Here is a 14,495-nt window from a genome sequence, read left to right on the forward strand (position 1 = left end):
TTTGCATGATGTCTCAAATTCCGCTGAACTTGCGACCTAAGGCCCAGCCTAGTTTCTCTAACTTTCAGGTCGCCGCGTCTAATCAGGCCGCAGTCGCCATGTTGCGGGCCCGTGAACGCTGGACGAGTGCGGCTCTTTTGATGTTGGGGCCGACAGGCTCTGGAAAATCTCACCTCGGCCAAGCGTGGCAGTCACGCTACGCAGGCGAGTTCTTCGATGATGCGCATTTAATGGATGAGGCAGAGCTCTTTGACGCGATTAACCGCGCGCTGGCGGGGCAAACTTCTGGGTTGCTCTTGGCCAGTCATCTTCCCCCAACGCAATGGGGTGTGAGCCTGCCCGATTTGAAATCACGCCTTAACGCCATGCCGACAATCACATTGAGCGAGCATGACGAGGAGTCGCTCGAGCCCATCTTGCGTGAACTCTTCGAACAGGTTGGGCGCACAGTAGGGCAGGATGTTGTGACGTATGTTCTGGGTCGAACAGAGCGGTCTGTCGATGTTCTACGCGAGCTTGTTCATGAGCTGGACATCGCCGCTGGCGTGACCAAAGCCGATCTGACGAAAGCCTTTGTCGCTAAATACCTGCGGCAACGCTCAGAAAGTGACTTGTTCGCCAGCCCAATCGAATAGATTTCCGCTATCGGTCGGGGATAGACCGTCGATGACGCCCAGCAATTTTTCGGCGGAGAACGCCGCTGTGAAGAGTTTGTCTTCGGGGACATTGCCTTGGAAGGGTTTGGACAAATTGGTGTCGACCGTACCTGGGTGAAGGCCGACAATGATTTGATCTGTAAACCGTCGACCGATCTCAATCGACATGGTTTTGAGAACCATATTCAGCGCGGCTTTTGAGGCGCGATAAGCATACCAGCCGCCCAATCTATTATCGGAAATACTTCCCACCCGTGCTGACAGCGCTGCAAAAACAGCTTTTGAATCGCGGCGGAGTAAAGGCACAAAATATTTCGCACTCATTGCTGGGCCAGTGGTGTTGATCGCAAAGCTTTTTGCGAAACCCTCATGCGACAGCGCGCGCAAGTTTTTTTCTGGCGTGATACCGTCGCCTTGCAACAACCCTGTCGCGACGAGAATCATATCGAAAGGTTTGACTTCTTGTAGCGCTTGCGCGGCCGCAATGAGGCTGTCTTCATCTGTGAAGTCGAATGTCAAATTGGCGACTTTCGGTGAGGGGTGACTGCGGCCACCGCGTGAGAGGGCATGAATACGTGCGACTTGTGGGCTGTCGACCAATTGCTCGACCATCGCTGCACCAATCCCACCAGAGCTGCCGATCACGACAACGCGGAGATTTTCGCCGAAACTTTCAAATTTCATGATGATTTTCCTTTGCTGGCGCGGCGGCATCGCTCGCTGCAATATTTAACCTCGTCCCACACACGTTCCCATTTCTTGCGCCAAGCAAAAGGCTTGTCGCAGACAGGGCAGGTTTTGGTCGGCAGGTTTGTTTTCTTGTGGGCCATGTATTCTCTACGCACGGGTTTGATCATTGGCGCAATATTCACGTGGAAGATTTAGAACTCTAAGCTGACCTATGCGTATGAAAGTCATGTCCAAAACACTCATTCCAATATTTGCCGATCAACTTAGCCACGGTCTTTCTAGTCTGGCGGCCTCCGACCAAGAAAATGCAGTCGTGTTGATGATGGAAGTCGCTGCCGAAGCGAAGTCCGTTCCCCATCACCGCACAAAGCTGATCTTCCTTTTTTCCGCCATGCGCCACTTTGCCAAGGAATTGCGAGAGGCAGGTTGGACTGTTGATTACGTTGAAATGACCGATCCCGAAAATACAGGCGATTTCACGGGCGAGGTCAGACGCGCCGTAAAACGCCATGGTACGGAAATGGTTCGGGTGTGTGAGCCATCCGTGTATCGGGTGTTAGAGCTTGTTAAAGGCTGGGAAGCGGCGCTGGACTTGCCGGTGTCTATTACTTTTGACGACCGTTTTATCGCGACGAAAGAAGAATTCGCGTCTTGGGCGGATGGTCGGAAACAGTTCCGAATGGAATATTTTTATCGTGATATGCGTCGCAAAACGAACTTGTTGATGGATGGCGATAAACCCGAAGGCGGGAAATGGAATTACGATAAAGAGAATCGGAAGCCGCCTAAATCAGATTTGAAGTTCCCGGAACCGCTCCGTTTTCAACCCGACGCTATCACGCAAGACGTGATTGAAATGGTCAAAACATCCTTCGCTTCGCGCATGGGCAGTGCCGATGGGTTCTTTTGGGCGGTAACGCGCGACGGAGCGCTAGAGGCGCTGGATTATTTTCTCGACTATGGTTTGGAACGCTTTGGGGACTACCAAGATGCGATGGTGGGCGGCGAGAGCTTCTTGTTTCATTCGCTACTTTCGCCTTACCTGAATGTCGGATTATTGGGACCCCTCGAAATCTGTCGAGCCGTAGAGACGCGTTACCTGGCGGGTGATGCGCCCCTCAACGCGGCGGAAGGCTATATTAGACAGATTATCGGCTGGCGGGAATATGTGCGCGGCATCTATTGGCTGGATATGCCCGACTATATTGACCGCAATCATTTGAATGCGACACGGCCTCTGCCTGATTTTTACTGGACAGGGGAAACAGATTTGAATTGCCTGTCGCAGAGTATTGGGCAGACCATAGAGCACGCCTACGCCCATCACATTCAACGCTTAATGATTACGGGAAATTTTGCTCTGCTGATCGGGGCTGATCCATTTGCCGTGCACGAATGGTATCTGGCGGTCTATTTGGACGCTTTTGAATGGGTCGAGTTGCCCAATACTTTAGGCATGAGTCAATTTGGTGATGGCGGGATGTTGGGGTCGAAGCCCTATGCCTCGTCCGGAGCCTATATTAACCGCATGAGCGACTATTGCGGGTCTTGTAAATACGATGTGAAAAAGCGCGTGGGCGAAGATGCTTGTCCGTTCAATGCGTTATACTGGCATTTCTTGGATCGCAACGCCGACACTTTGCGCGGCAATAACCGCCTTGCCATGCCGTACCGAAATCTGGAAAAAATGGAGGATGACGTCAGGCATGAGTTGATGGATCAAGCCGATAGCTTTTTGAACGGCCTGTCGACATCCAAGTCAGAAGACTATCTCTAGAACGGACAAGCGGCTTCAAAATGAATATGCGACCCGTCTCTGGGATGCCGTAGCCCCAGTTTCCAAGCATGAAGCTGTAGACGTGGCGCCGCATTGAATATCACATCGACAGCATAGATTCGGTCGCCCAAAATCGGATGCCCCATCGCCCAACAATGGACCCGCAATTGGTGACTGCGGCCTGTTATGGGATGAAGGGCAAGACGCGTAGCCGTCTCTTCGCGCGCGATAACCTCCCAATCTGTGATGCTAGGTTTGCCATGTTCCCAGCTCACCATTTGGCGCGGCCGATTGGGCCAATCCGCGATAAGCGGCTGATTAATCCGACCGCTTTGGCCGTCTACGTGACCCGCGACACGGGCGATATAGGTCTTGGTGGTATGTCGCCGTTCAAATTGTAGCCCTAAATGTCGCTGCGCCGTTTTGTTGCGCGCAAAGACCATCAAGCCTGATGTCGCCATATCTAGGCGGTGAACCAAAAGGCTCTCAGGGTGAAGATCTAGAAGGCGAGTTTGCGCGCTGTCAGGATTATCGCGTCCCGGAACTGATAAAAGCCCAGAAGGCTTATCAATCACAAGCAAATCATCATCGGTGTGAAGAATTTTTAGCGGATCGTTCGGCGGGTCATAAGTGAAAGCCCGCCGTTCAGGTAAATCAGTCCAGTCTTTCGGCGACGACATCTTCGCCCTCCAGACGTAGGGCAATGTGGCCGCGCAACATATCCAACGCATCTTGACCAAAAATCTCGCGTCGCCAGCCTTTGAGCGCGTCAATGTCGGCCGCCTCGCCAAAGGCTGCCAATTGCTCGATATCGCGCGCATTGGCCACGAGTCGCGTCGCGATACCTTCAACTTCTGTGCGCAGTCGCAAGAGGGTCTTTAGCATCTCAATGCGTGGGCCGAGTGACGGCGGCATATGTTTTGTTTTCGGTGCGGGCGGCGCGTAATCATCTGCATTGTCAATTGCGGCTCCGATACTTTCGACGAGTTCCTTTGCGGAAGATGACTTCTCAAATCCTCGTGGAATACCCCGAAGTTTCGCAAGGGCATCTATGGTGCGTGGGCGTTGCTGCGCCAAATCGTAGATCGCGTCATCTTTCAAAACGCGACGACGTGGAATGTCTTTCTTGATGGCTTGACGCTCTCGCCAAGACGCCGCGGCTTTAAGCGATGCTAGGTAGTGCTTCTTATTGCCTCGCAGCTTCAAACGTTGCCAAGCTTCTTCAGGTTCAAAAGTGTAGAGGTCCTCTTGCGAGTGCTGCTCCATCTCTTGCATAACCCAGTCGAGTCGACCTTTTTCTTCCAGCTCGGTGAGAACATCTGGATAGAGATCGCGTAGATGGGTGACGTCAGCCATTGCGTAAGACAGTTGTTTTTCTGAGAGAGGGCGACGCGACCAATCTGTGAAGCGGGCGCCTTTATCCAAGTTAATGTCCAACCGGTCTTTGACCAATGCACCATAGCCAGCACTGTCGCCCAAGCCTAGCGCCATACCCGCGATCTGCGTATCGAATGTTGGGCCGGGGACGGCGCCACAAATCCGGTAAAAGATTTCCATATCCTGCCGTGCGGCATGCAAGACATTGGTGACGCTCTCATCCATTAGAAGCTCTTTGAGCGGCGTAAGGTCTATGCCGTCCGCTAATGGGTCTACAATAGCTTCGTCTTCAGACGTCGCAATCTGAACAAGGCAGAGGATAGAAAAGAACGTGCTCTCGCGCATGAACTCCGTATCAATACAGACGAAATCTTGGTTTCTGGCTGTGTCGCAAAATGCCCGAAGGCTATCTGTATCGCGGATAATATTCATCAGGCGGTGTGTGTTCCATGTAAGGCGAATTTCTCGCTTAAGAGGTCGAGCATCGCGTTTGTCGCACGTTGTGCGGCTAATTCGTTATAAATGATGCCCATGTCTTTATTATTCGCCGCAGGATTCATGAAACCATGGAGAACATTGCCATAAGCATGAAGTTGCCAATCGCAATTTTTTTCAGCCATTTCTGCGCCAAAGCTTTTGACCATGTCTGGGGTGGCCATCGGGTCATCCCATCCATGACAGACTAAAACGCTGGCTTTGCACTTTTTCTTTGGCAAACCTTCGGGAGCATCCAAGAGTCCGTGAAATGAAACCGCGGCGTGAAGGTCTAGACCTGCGCGCGCCATATCAAGTGTACAAAGACCCCCAAAGCAAAAGCCGATCGCGGCCATGTGGGTTTCGTCAACTTCGTCTAATTTAGCAGCGGCTTTGTAGCCAGCTTTCAGCCGTTTCAGAAGGGTGGCACGATCTTCTCGCAAAGGAGTCATCATCGCAGCACATTCCTCTGTCGTTTCAGGACGCACTCCATTTCCGTAGTTATCTAGCGCGAAACCGACATATCCGAGCGCAGCCATTTGAACGGCTTTATCCATCGCGAAATCATCCATGCCCGCCCAGGCATGGTTTACCAATACGCAAGGTAATGGATCAGCGCGGTTATCGTCCCAAGCCAAATAGCCAATGCAAGTCGTTTTACCGTCTTTGTACTCAACGGGGCGGGTTTTAATGTTCATCTTGTCTCTCTCCACAGTGGATTATGTGTCGGGGGAATTTCGCGTTGTGTGCTGTTTTTTACCCTGATTTTCAACCCTAATCCTGACCTGTCACAGTTTAGGGCGGTTCTGCGAACAGGAGTCGGATACGCGGTAGTCTTCTTAACGGAAAATTAGCCATAAGCGACGACCCTGCGGGCCAGTCTTTCAAGGAGGCCTGTCATGCGCGCGCTTTTACTTACATCCCTTTCCGCTGCCCTTTTGGCAGGTTGTCTCACGACACAGGAAAATCCAAATTACGAGTTTTCCAGCCGATATGAGGGCGATACGGCGGCCACGCACCAATATGCGACGACGACAGAAGTCCCAGTCGCACAATCAGTTGCGGCGACCTACGAGGCCCCTGCTATGGCGCCCACTGATTCGGCTTATGCATCACGCGATGTCAGCGGTACGCCAGGTTACATGGCGATGCAGGCCGATCGGCAAGCGACCGCACAAGCGAATGTTCAGCCGTACGCCGCACCGCAGATGCCCGTGCCTGAATCGACGGCTACCGCACAAATCGCGACAGCGGGAACGCCGATTGACTATGACCATAGCCGCAACTTAATCGTCGCTGATACCGCAGTGGCTCCGTCACAGTTTTCTGACAGTGTCCGCGTCATGTCTGGTTCGAGCCAGTCCTACACTGTAGAGCCTGGCGACACAGTCTATAGCTTGTCGCGCAAAACTTGTGTCGGCGTGAAGGTTATCCAGTCGATGAACAATCTTCCGGCTGATTATGGCATCAAAATTGGTCAAACTCTGACATTGCCTGCACCCGTCTGCTAGCAATTCTTGCGTTAAAGCGGGTGGCCTCTCGCGTCTAAAGTTTCTCGCAAATAAGATGTGATTTTGGTGACTTCAGGCGCTAAACAGCGCCAGATTAAAGGAGTCGCTCTATGCGCAATCGTTACGCTAAAATTCTCGCCACGATCGGTCCTGCGAGCCGAGCGCCAGATACGCTGCGCCTTCTGCATGATGTGGGCGTGGATGCGTTCAGACTGAACTTTAGCCACGGCTCCCATGAAGACCACGCCGAGAGCGTAAAAGCGATCCGCGCGATCGAAAAAGACACAGGCACACCCATCTGCATCGTCGCGGATATGCAAGGTCCAAAGCTGCGCTGTGGTACATTTGAAGACGGCAATATTGAGCTCCAATACGGCGAGACAGTTGAAATTCGTCAGGGCAGGGAGCCTGGTCGCGCAGGGCTGATCATAATGCCCCATCCTGAGCTGATGAATGCAATGGTTGAGGGCACAATCCTCAAATTTGATGATGGCAAGTTACAAGTCACTGTTTTGTCAAATGATGGAACGGCCGCCAAAGCGCGTGTCGATGTTCCCGGAATGCTCTCCGAGCGAAAAGGCATTAACGTGGTCAACACGGTTTTGCCTATGTCTGCGATGACGGACAAAGACCGCGTTGATATGGCGTTCGCACTGAGCCAAGAGGTCGATTATATCGCTTTGTCTTTTGTGCAATCGTCTCAAGACGTGCGCGACGCCCGTGCGATCATTGGTGACCAAGCTGGTATTATCGTGAAAATCGAGAAGCCCTCTGCCGTCGAAGATCTCGACTCGATCCTCATAATGGCTGACGCGGCGATGGTCGCGCGCGGCGATTTGGGCGTCGAATTGCCTTTGGAAGATGTACCCATTGTACAACGCCGCATTATTCGCAAATGCCGCGCCTTGGGTAAGCCTGTCATTGTTGCCACACACATGTTGGAGTCCATGATCGACGCGCCAACCCCCACGCGGGCCGAAGCTTCCGATGTCGCGACCGCAATTTATCAAGGCGCAGACTCTGTGATGCTGTCAGCTGAGACGGCCGTAGGGCGTCACCCGGCCACAGCCGTTGCAATTATGGACCGTATTATTGGCGCGGCAGAGCGAGATCCGATTTATTGGGAATATTTTGAATCTGTTCAATTGCCTTACGAAGCCACGGCCGAAGATGCGATTTCAGGTGCCGTTCGCGGTATTGCGACGAAATTAAATGCCAAGGCCGTGCTGGGTTACACCATGACGGGCTCCACCGTGCAGCGTATTAGCCGCGAACGGCCACCGTGCCGCATTGTCGGATTAACCCCGAAAATGCGCACTGCGTCGCGGCTCGCGCTGAGCTGGGGTGTTATGCCAATCGTGACGACCGATCCCGCCGACTTTGACGATATGATGCAGCGTGTCAGCGACATCGCGAAAGATCATGTTGGTTTGGAAACCGGCGACACAGTTTTGATTTCCGCCGGTTTGCCATTTGGGGTGCCGGGTACAACCAACACCCTAAATATCTCAAAGGTGAAATAGCCCTAGAGTTTAGCGCTTATCGAAAACCGAATATTGCGCCCAGGAAGTGGCACTAAATCTTTGAGGAAGCTCGTATGTTGACGGGCTTCTGCATCGAAGATGTTCAGAACCGAGAGCCGTAATTCTACGTCTTGCGCGTCGACCGGCGCCTTCCAAGTTACGAAGGCGTTGACCAGATCATAGTCCTCTGTCGGCAGCTCAAATGCAGCCAAATCATTGGCTTCGACAACATGTTCCCATTCCGCCCGCAAAGTGATGCGATCACTTTCTGCTTCGATTCCTGAAAGAACCGAGAGCAGGGGAATTCGAGGCAAGTTTCCAGTGGCTGTTTTGGCCCGAACATATTCGACCAATGCATCAGCGGAGACATCAAATCCACCAACCCGTGTTATCTCCGTCTCACCGACGGCCTCAAATCCGTAAAATTCTGCATCCTCTGCGGTGAACTGAAAGACAGGTAGACCGTCTTCTTCGTCACCGATGGCTGTATCGAAAATGTAGTCCGTGTAATCCGTGTAGAAGAGATTGAGCGTCAGGTTGTGCCCGTTCTCGCGGTGACGGATCGCGGCCTCGACCCCGGTCGCGACTTCTTTCCCAAGTGTCGCGTCACCTCTCTCAAACTGCGAGGTCGCGAGATGGGGGCCATTAGAAAATAACTCTTCGGTTGTGGGCGCACGTTCAGTTCTAAATACAGTGCCGCCAATTCTAACGGCATCAGTGACATGCAGGTCACCGCCGCCACTGACGCTAAACAGATCGAAGCTCTTATCTGTGCCTGCAAAGCGGTCCTGCTGATCCGTTCGTTCAAAACGTGCAGCCGCTTCGATATGGCCTTTTCCAATTTCAACTTCATGGAAGGTGTAAGCCCCAAGTTGTTGGGTCAGGGTAGGGGGAACGAAAGCTTCTTCTCCGACAGCAGAAAAGTCACGCTCGCGATATTGTACACCATGCGCGGCGCGCCAGTTTCCAATACCGATCTCTTTCTCGGCTTGGATGGCTTCTACGCGAATTTCGTATCCGTCATTCTTGAAGACGGTACCGACTTCGCCATCACCCTCTATTTCCGTATGACGATATTGCGCTATGCCGCCAAAGGCTTGGACGCGTTCAATCGGGCCATCAAATTCCCATCCCGCGTTAAAGTCGATCCGTTGCTGATCGAGCTTGATCGTTACGCCGCCTTCTTCCTCTTCTTCTTCATGATCGTGGTCGTCATCATGACCCTCTTCATCATCATGATCGTCTTCATCACCGTGTTCTTCGTCTCCATGACCATGTCCACCGGGGACGCCATAGGTCGTGTTAAAATCGTGGACGGCAATTCCGATGAACCCCCTATCGCCGATGTAAGAAAGGCCACCCGTTACACTGTTCGAGCGGGCGAAGCTGTTGTCTAAGCGGCGATCTTCGTCGAAATCGGAGGGAACTTCTTCGCCTTCTTCCGCAAGTAGCACGCGGCTTTCGCCCTCAACGGGGATGCGGTAATCTCCAGCTTCTCGCCGTGTGGCATCCAAATGGAGGACGAAATCGCCGACGCGCTGATCCAGCGAGGCAGCGGCCTCTGAACCTGCGTCAACGGTGCTGGCGCCGATCCGGATAGCAGCATCCGTTTGGCCGTCAGGAAATTCAGTTGGTATACGCCCATCAATTGTATTGACGACGCCACCTGCGCCAGAGCTACCGTAACGTAGAAGTGCTGCGCCGCGTAGAACTTCGATGCGCTCCGCTTGGGCAGGTTCAACGGCAACGGCGTGATCGGGGGAGGCGCTGGAGGCATCGATGGAACCGATGCCATTGGTCAAAATACGGACACGATCGCCGCCTTGACCGCGAATGATGGGGCGTGACGCGCCTGCACCAAAACTTGTCGAAGAAACGCCGGGTTCAAGTTTCAGAGTTTCGCCAAGCGTGCCGGCTAAGCGATCCTGTAAGGCATCGCCAGCTAAGACAGATTGACCCGTAATCGCTTCATCAATTGAGCGATCCAGCGGAGATGCAGTGACGATAATGATATCTTCATCAGACGGCGTTTGCGCGTGTGCGAAGGCAGGGAGGAACAAGGCGGAGGCCAAAAGGCTAGTCGAAAAACGTGACATGGAAACACTCATTTTAGGGCGACGCCCAAGTTTAGCAAACTTCAGTTTGGAACTTAGGGGTCGAAGGAAAACACAAAAAGACCGATGGCTAGAGAGCAACGGTGAGGCGTTAGGGGTTTTTAGAGTGTCGGGGGGGCGCGGGGCGGTGGTGCACGTCCGTCGAAGGTGCGTGGCAAGTTGCGCTCGACCAGGGGCTGCCATAGCGGAGTTTGTGCAATTTCCGGCGGGGAGGCAAAAGGAAGGGGCGGCGTTAGCGCTGTTTGTTCAGCGGCGACGAGCGCGACTGCACAAATAACCCCTTCATGTTTATGTTCAGTTCCACCATTTGCCGCGGCATGAGCTTGCGACAGGCCTTGCACCGATAGGAACAGGGACATGAAGAGGACCCAAATGGTCTTTATGAGCGTGGCGCGCGTCATGAGTGTTATCCTATAACGCTAATTCGGTTTGAGGCAATTCCAATTTTTCGGAATCACAGTTTCGTTATTCGGCCCAAGTTGCCTTCGTTGGTGGGAAGGTCGAATGTTTACGATACCGACGTATCGACCTGGCTCTCGACAAGTTTCTTGATTGTGAGGCCTTGCACAATAATCGAGAAGACAACGACGGCATAGGTCGCGGTCAGGATCAGCGGCTTATACTCATTATCTGGCAGGGACAGAGCGAGCGCCACAGAGATACCACCGCGCACACCGCCCCAGGTCAGGACAGGAACGGCGCCCTTTGTGAAGGTCTTGAAAGTGCCGATCACTTTCATCGGAACGTAAACGGCGCAGAGGCGGGCCAAAAGAACTAGAGGAATGGCGACCGCGCCGATGAAAGCGTATTCTGGCACGAGGCCAAGCACGAGAATTTCTAGACCGATTAATAGGAACAAAACGGAGTTCAAAATCTCATCAATCATCTCCCAGAAGCCAAAGAGATATTGTTGCGTATGCTCACTCATCGCGACGCTCGCACCTTTATTGCCAATCATCAAACCAGCAACAACGACGGCGATGGGGCCTGAAAGGTGATGTCCTAGGATCTCAATGCGTTGCGCGAGCGCATATGTTCCTGCGACACAGGCTAAGCTGATTAGGATTTCAATCGCATGTTCATCGATACGCGCCATCATTCTATAGGTGATCCATCCTGCAAGCGCGCCAAGTATGGCGCCGCCTAAAGCGTCCACGACGAAAAGTTCGATGACATCCAAGATTCCGATCGCGCCACCGGCAGGCGCGGCCGCCATGATCGGACCTGCGAGTTGGAACTCTCCAAACATGGCATGTGCACCTGCACCGCCCGTTGCGATGGCCAATATAAGTGTGAAAACCACAACGCCAACGCCATCATTGAACAAGCTTTCGCCCGCAATTTTTGTCTCTAACGACTTTGGCATTTTGACTGTCTTCAAAATGGAAAGAACAGCAATCGGGTCGGTCGGGCTGATCAATGACCCAAATACAAGGGCCCAGATGAAGGGGAGGTCTATACCGAAAACCTTCGCGAGGCCCCAAAACCCCGTGCCGACGATAAAAGTGGACAGTACAACGCCAAAGGTCGCCATAGATCCAATCGCCCACTTAGAGGCGCGCAACTTGCCGAGGTCGACATGCAGAGCCCCCGCGAAGAGCAGGAAGCCCAGCATCCCTTTCATCAGGGTCTCATTGAAATCGATTTGCCCTAATGCAGACTGGACAGAGTCTGTTAGACCGAGGTTAGGGACCATTGCCTCCAGTGCCATCAAGATGAAGCTGGTAAACAGCGCCATGACGAGCAGCCCGATCGTGTGCGGCAGTTTTAGATAGGCGCGATTGACCCACGATAACCCAGCCGACAAGACGAGAAGAAGAGCGGCGATTTCAAAAAGTGATAACATAAACTCGTCCTAACGTCTCTGCGCGTAGAGGCAAGAGTTTCGCAACAAAGACGGGGTACAGAATGTCTGGGGAATTGGGCGGACGCGAAAAGCTAAATCTCGCTAGCGCGCAATATACTCCGTCACGCGGGTCTGGAACAGGTCGCGCTTTCCTTCGGCTAATAGAGCCGCGTGCTTGCTGAACCCATTGATCATGTCATCTCGGACGTCGACTTCGTCTCTGGAAAAGTCAGACAGGACATAGCCTGCCACACGGTCTTTATGACCAGGGTGACCGATTCCAAGCCGGATACGGTGGAAGTCTGGCCCGCCGCAGAGCTTATTGATAGAGCGGAGACCGTTATGACCCGCCAGTCCGCCACCCGTTTTTACACGAAACTTGCCCGGAGCGAGATCTAGCTCATCATGCAAAACGGTCAGCTCCGACAAGCTTAATTTATAAAAAGAGAGCGCGGCTTGGACGGCCTGGCCGCTTTCATTCATAAATGTCGAGGGTTTCAGGAGGAGGACTTTTCGTCCGCCGATGAGGCCAGTGGTGGTCAGACCTTTGAATTGAGACTTCCAAGCGGGGAAGTTATAGTCCTCGGCAAGCGCGTCGAGGACCAAGAAACCGATGTTATGGCGATTGCCATGATATTTGGCCCCGGGGTTACCGAGGCCGCACCAGATTTCCATGATATTATCCTCCGTTCGGCGAGAAGTCAGCCGTCGCAGGAAAGAAAGCAACTAGCCTTCTGCGCCTTCGGCAGCAGCAGCATCGCCACCAGCGGCTTCGGCGGCAGCCGCGTCATCTGCTTCTTCATCCGCTGTTTTGGATGTGCGGGAAGCAACGATCGTCGCGATTGTTACGTCACGGTCCGCGATGCCCGGTTTAACGCCTTTTGGAAGTTTGACTTCGGAAAGGTGAATGGAATCGCCAATTTCCATGCCAGAGATGTCGACTTCGATGTGCTCTGGGATGGCGCCCGCTGGGCATTTTACTTCGATGTTGTAACGCACAACGTTCAATGCGCCGCCGGCTTTCATACCAGGGGAGACGTCTTCGCCGACGAATACCGCCGAAACATCAACGTCGATGATTGTTTTTTCAGTCACGCGATAGAAATCGATGTGCAAAGGCATATCTGTCACAGGATGGAACTGAACGTCTTTTGTCAGTACTTTCTGTGGTTTGCCGTCATGTGAAAGCTCGATCATGTTGGACAAAAACTGTCCTGAGTTGATCGCTCTTTGAACTTCATTAAATTTGATACCCACGGAAACAGGGGCTTTATCGCCACCATAGATTACGCCTGGAACCATGCCATTACGGCGGGCTTCGCGGGCATTTCCGGTTCCGGTTTCTTCGCGGACGACGACGTCGAGAACAACACTCATTGTACTGGCCTTAGTTTTCTGTGTGAGCCCAAAAAACGAACCGCTCCAAGAGTGTTGAAGCGGTTGTGCTCGGGCTGAATCAATTATTGCCGCGCCCTTTAGCTAATAGGCGCGAGGTACGCAAGGGTCTTTGCGCGTTCGTTTCAGTGTAATCTGCGTCTAGCCGAAAAGTTTCGATACACTTTCGTCATTTGCGATCCGCCGAATAGCCTCACCAAGGAGTTTCGCGGTCGAGCATTCTCTGATTTTCTCGCAATCCTTGACCTTCTTTGGCTGAGCAATCGTATCCGTGATAACGACCTCCGTCAGTTGAGATTTTGTGATCCGCTCCACCGCTGGGTCTGAGAGCACGCCATGGGTGATATAGGCTGATACGGAACTCGCGCCGTGATCCTTCAGGGCTTTCGCGGCGTTACACAGCGTGCCACCCGAATCGATGATGTCATCATAAAGGATGCAGTTTCGACCCGCGACGTCGCCGATGATGTTCATGACTTCACTCTCGCCAGCTTTCGGGCGACGTTTGTCGACAATAGCAATATCGGCGTTGAACTCTTTGGCGATTGCGCGTGTCCGCACCACACCACCCGTGTCAGGGGAAACGAAAAGGAGGTTATTGCGATCGCGCTTAGAAAATTGTTCTTTGATATCCGAAATAAAGACGGGTTGCCCAAAAAGGTTATCCGTCGGAATGTCAAAGAAGCCTTGAATCTGTCCCGCGTGGAGGTCGACTGTCAAAACGCGATCGGCCCCCGCTTTTGCGATCAGATTGGCGACCAATTTAGCAGAGATTGGCGTCCGACCGCCCGTTTTTCGGTCCTGACGTGCATATCCGAAATAAGGAATAACCGCTGTTATTCGTTCCGCAGACGCTCTCATTAGAGCGTCGATCAGGATCAGAAGTTCCATCAAATGGTCATTGGCCGGCGCGGATGTTGGTTGGATCAGGAAGATATCTTCGCCCCGAACATTTTCGTTAATTCGCGCAAAAATTTCTTGATCTCGAAAGCGTTCAATATCGACGCTGGTCAATGGGATGTCGAGAACATCTGCAATACCTTTCGCCAAAGGGTGATTGGCGGTGCCGCTGATGAGTTTCATGGCCGATGTTCCGTGCAGAGTAGATTTACAGGTCCGTTACAGTTCTGTA

The 14,495-nt window shown here is 52.8% G+C and carries 15 protein-coding genes; 4 read left to right on the forward strand and 11 right to left on the reverse strand.

Annotation, left to right across the window (positions count from 1 at the left end; all coding sequences use genetic code 11):
• Window positions 1–5 precede the first annotated feature (5 nt).
• A complete protein-coding gene (locus IE073_RS00775; protein WP_189579986.1) occupies window positions 6–635 on the forward strand; it encodes a P-loop NTPase family protein in 630 nt (209 codons plus the stop codon).
• On the opposite strand, the gene IE073_RS00780 is transcribed toward IE073_RS00775, so the two are convergent.
• Window positions 600–1,340 carry an SDR family NAD(P)-dependent oxidoreductase gene (locus IE073_RS00780; RefSeq protein WP_189579989.1) on the reverse strand — a complete coding sequence of 247 codons (741 nt, stop codon included), beginning with the start codon at window positions 1,338–1,340 and terminating at the stop codon, window positions 600–602. The two genes, IE073_RS00775 and IE073_RS00780, sit on opposite strands and share 36 nt — an antisense overlap.
• Window positions 1,337–1,486, reverse strand: a complete 150-nt coding sequence (locus IE073_RS00785) for a DUF2256 domain-containing protein (RefSeq protein WP_189583649.1) — start codon at window positions 1,484–1,486, stop codon at window positions 1,337–1,339. The genes IE073_RS00780 and IE073_RS00785 overlap by 4 nt, the downstream gene beginning before the upstream one ends.
• A 77-nt stretch (window positions 1,487–1,563) precedes the next feature.
• Between IE073_RS00785 and IE073_RS00790 the strand changes: the two genes are divergently transcribed.
• Window positions 1,564–3,123, forward strand: a complete 1,560-nt coding sequence (locus IE073_RS00790) for a cryptochrome/photolyase family protein (protein ID WP_189583651.1) — start codon at window positions 1,564–1,566, stop codon at window positions 3,121–3,123.
• Here IE073_RS00790 and IE073_RS00795 read toward each other — a convergent pair.
• From IE073_RS00795 to IE073_RS00805, 3 genes are read right to left on the reverse strand one after another with little or no spacing between them, the layout of a single operon-like run.
• Window positions 3,120–3,803: an RluA family pseudouridine synthase gene (locus tag IE073_RS00795; RefSeq protein WP_189579992.1), complete on the reverse strand. Its 684-nt coding sequence runs from the start codon at window positions 3,801–3,803 to the stop codon at window positions 3,120–3,122. The two genes, IE073_RS00790 and IE073_RS00795, sit on opposite strands and share 4 nt — an antisense overlap.
• Complete coding sequence (gene rnd / locus IE073_RS00800) at window positions 3,778–4,932, reverse strand: ribonuclease D (protein WP_189579994.1); 1,155 nt, start codon at window positions 4,930–4,932, stop codon at window positions 3,778–3,780. The genes IE073_RS00795 and rnd overlap by 26 nt, the downstream gene beginning before the upstream one ends.
• Complete coding sequence (locus IE073_RS00805; RefSeq protein ID WP_189579997.1) at window positions 4,932–5,672, reverse strand: dienelactone hydrolase family protein; 741 nt, start codon at window positions 5,670–5,672, stop codon at window positions 4,932–4,934. The genes rnd and IE073_RS00805 overlap by 1 nt, the downstream gene beginning before the upstream one ends.
• Before the next feature lie 201 nt (window positions 5,673–5,873).
• Between IE073_RS00805 and IE073_RS00810 the strand changes: the two genes are divergently transcribed.
• On the forward strand, window positions 5,874–6,485 hold the full coding sequence (locus tag IE073_RS00810; protein ID WP_189580001.1) for a LysM peptidoglycan-binding domain-containing protein: 612 nt from the start codon (window positions 5,874–5,876) through the stop codon (window positions 6,483–6,485).
• Window positions 6,486–6,595: 110 nt separating this feature from the next.
• Window positions 6,596–8,008, forward strand: a complete 1,413-nt coding sequence (gene pyk, locus IE073_RS00815) for a pyruvate kinase (protein WP_189580004.1) — start codon at window positions 6,596–6,598, stop codon at window positions 8,006–8,008.
• Between the two features lie 2 nt (window positions 8,009–8,010).
• Here the strand turns inward: pyk and IE073_RS00820 are convergent, their stop codons facing one another.
• From IE073_RS00820 to IE073_RS00845, 6 genes are all read right to left on the reverse strand, one after another.
• Window positions 8,011–10,104: a TonB-dependent receptor gene (locus tag IE073_RS00820; protein ID WP_189580007.1), complete on the reverse strand. Its 2,094-nt coding sequence runs from the start codon at window positions 10,102–10,104 to the stop codon at window positions 8,011–8,013.
• Window positions 10,105–10,223: 119 nt separating this feature from the next.
• Window positions 10,224–10,523, reverse strand: coding sequence for a hypothetical protein (locus tag IE073_RS00825; protein WP_189580010.1), 300 nt, complete (start codon window positions 10,521–10,523; stop codon window positions 10,224–10,226).
• Between the two features lie 107 nt (window positions 10,524–10,630).
• Window positions 10,631–11,968, reverse strand: a complete 1,338-nt coding sequence (locus IE073_RS00830) for a cation:proton antiporter (RefSeq protein ID WP_189580013.1) — start codon at window positions 11,966–11,968, stop codon at window positions 10,631–10,633.
• A 102-nt stretch (window positions 11,969–12,070) separates the two neighbouring features.
• On the reverse strand, window positions 12,071–12,643 hold the full coding sequence (gene pth / locus IE073_RS00835; protein ID WP_189580016.1) for an aminoacyl-tRNA hydrolase: 573 nt from the start codon (window positions 12,641–12,643) through the stop codon (window positions 12,071–12,073).
• Window positions 12,644–12,694: 51 nt separating this feature from the next.
• Entirely contained in the window at window positions 12,695–13,345 is a 651-nt protein-coding gene (locus IE073_RS00840) for a 50S ribosomal protein L25/general stress protein Ctc (protein WP_189580019.1), read from the reverse strand.
• 159 nt (window positions 13,346–13,504) lie between these two features.
• The gene (locus IE073_RS00845; protein ID WP_189580022.1) at window positions 13,505–14,446 is read right to left on the reverse strand and encodes a ribose-phosphate pyrophosphokinase; all 942 of its coding nucleotides are present in this window, start codon (window positions 14,444–14,446) and stop codon (window positions 13,505–13,507) included.
• Between the last annotated feature and the right edge of the window lie 49 nt (window positions 14,447–14,495).

The organism is Litorimonas cladophorae (assembly GCF_014652455.1).
GTDB lineage: Bacteria > Pseudomonadota > Alphaproteobacteria > Caulobacterales > Maricaulaceae > Litorimonas > Litorimonas cladophorae.

Bases quoted from the DNA above. Each gene is read 5' to 3' on its own strand.
- IE073_RS00775 (WP_189579986.1), top strand. From the start codon at position 6: ATGATGTCTCAAATTCCGCTGAACTTGCGACCTAAGGCCCAGCCTAGT.
- IE073_RS00780 (WP_189579989.1), bottom strand. From the start codon at position 1,340: ATGAAATTTGAAAGTTTCGGCGAAAATCTCCGCGTTGTCGTGATCGGC.
- IE073_RS00785 (WP_189583649.1), bottom strand. From the start codon at position 1,486: ATGGCCCACAAGAAAACAAACCTGCCGACCAAAACCTGCCCTGTCTGC.
- IE073_RS00790 (WP_189583651.1), top strand. From the start codon at position 1,564: ATGAAAGTCATGTCCAAAACACTCATTCCAATATTTGCCGATCAACTT.
- IE073_RS00795 (WP_189579992.1), bottom strand. From the start codon at position 3,803: ATGTCGTCGCCGAAAGACTGGACTGATTTACCTGAACGGCGGGCTTTC.
- rnd (WP_189579994.1), bottom strand. From the start codon at position 4,932: ATGAATATTATCCGCGATACAGATAGCCTTCGGGCATTTTGCGACACA.
- IE073_RS00805 (WP_189579997.1), bottom strand. From the start codon at position 5,672: ATGAACATTAAAACCCGCCCCGTTGAGTACAAAGACGGTAAAACGACT.
- IE073_RS00810 (WP_189580001.1), top strand. From the start codon at position 5,874: ATGCGCGCGCTTTTACTTACATCCCTTTCCGCTGCCCTTTTGGCAGGT.
- pyk (WP_189580004.1), top strand. From the start codon at position 6,596: ATGCGCAATCGTTACGCTAAAATTCTCGCCACGATCGGTCCTGCGAGC.
- IE073_RS00820 (WP_189580007.1), bottom strand. From the start codon at position 10,104: ATGTCACGTTTTTCGACTAGCCTTTTGGCCTCCGCCTTGTTCCTCCCT.
- IE073_RS00825 (WP_189580010.1), bottom strand. From the start codon at position 10,523: ATGACGCGCGCCACGCTCATAAAGACCATTTGGGTCCTCTTCATGTCC.
- IE073_RS00830 (WP_189580013.1), bottom strand. From the start codon at position 11,968: ATGTTATCACTTTTTGAAATCGCCGCTCTTCTTCTCGTCTTGTCGGCT.
- pth (WP_189580016.1), bottom strand. From the start codon at position 12,643: ATGGAAATCTGGTGCGGCCTCGGTAACCCCGGGGCCAAATATCATGGC.
- IE073_RS00840 (WP_189580019.1), bottom strand. From the start codon at position 13,345: ATGAGTGTTGTTCTCGACGTCGTCGTCCGCGAAGAAACCGGAACCGGA.
- IE073_RS00845 (WP_189580022.1), bottom strand. From the start codon at position 14,446: ATGAAACTCATCAGCGGCACCGCCAATCACCCTTTGGCGAAAGGTATT.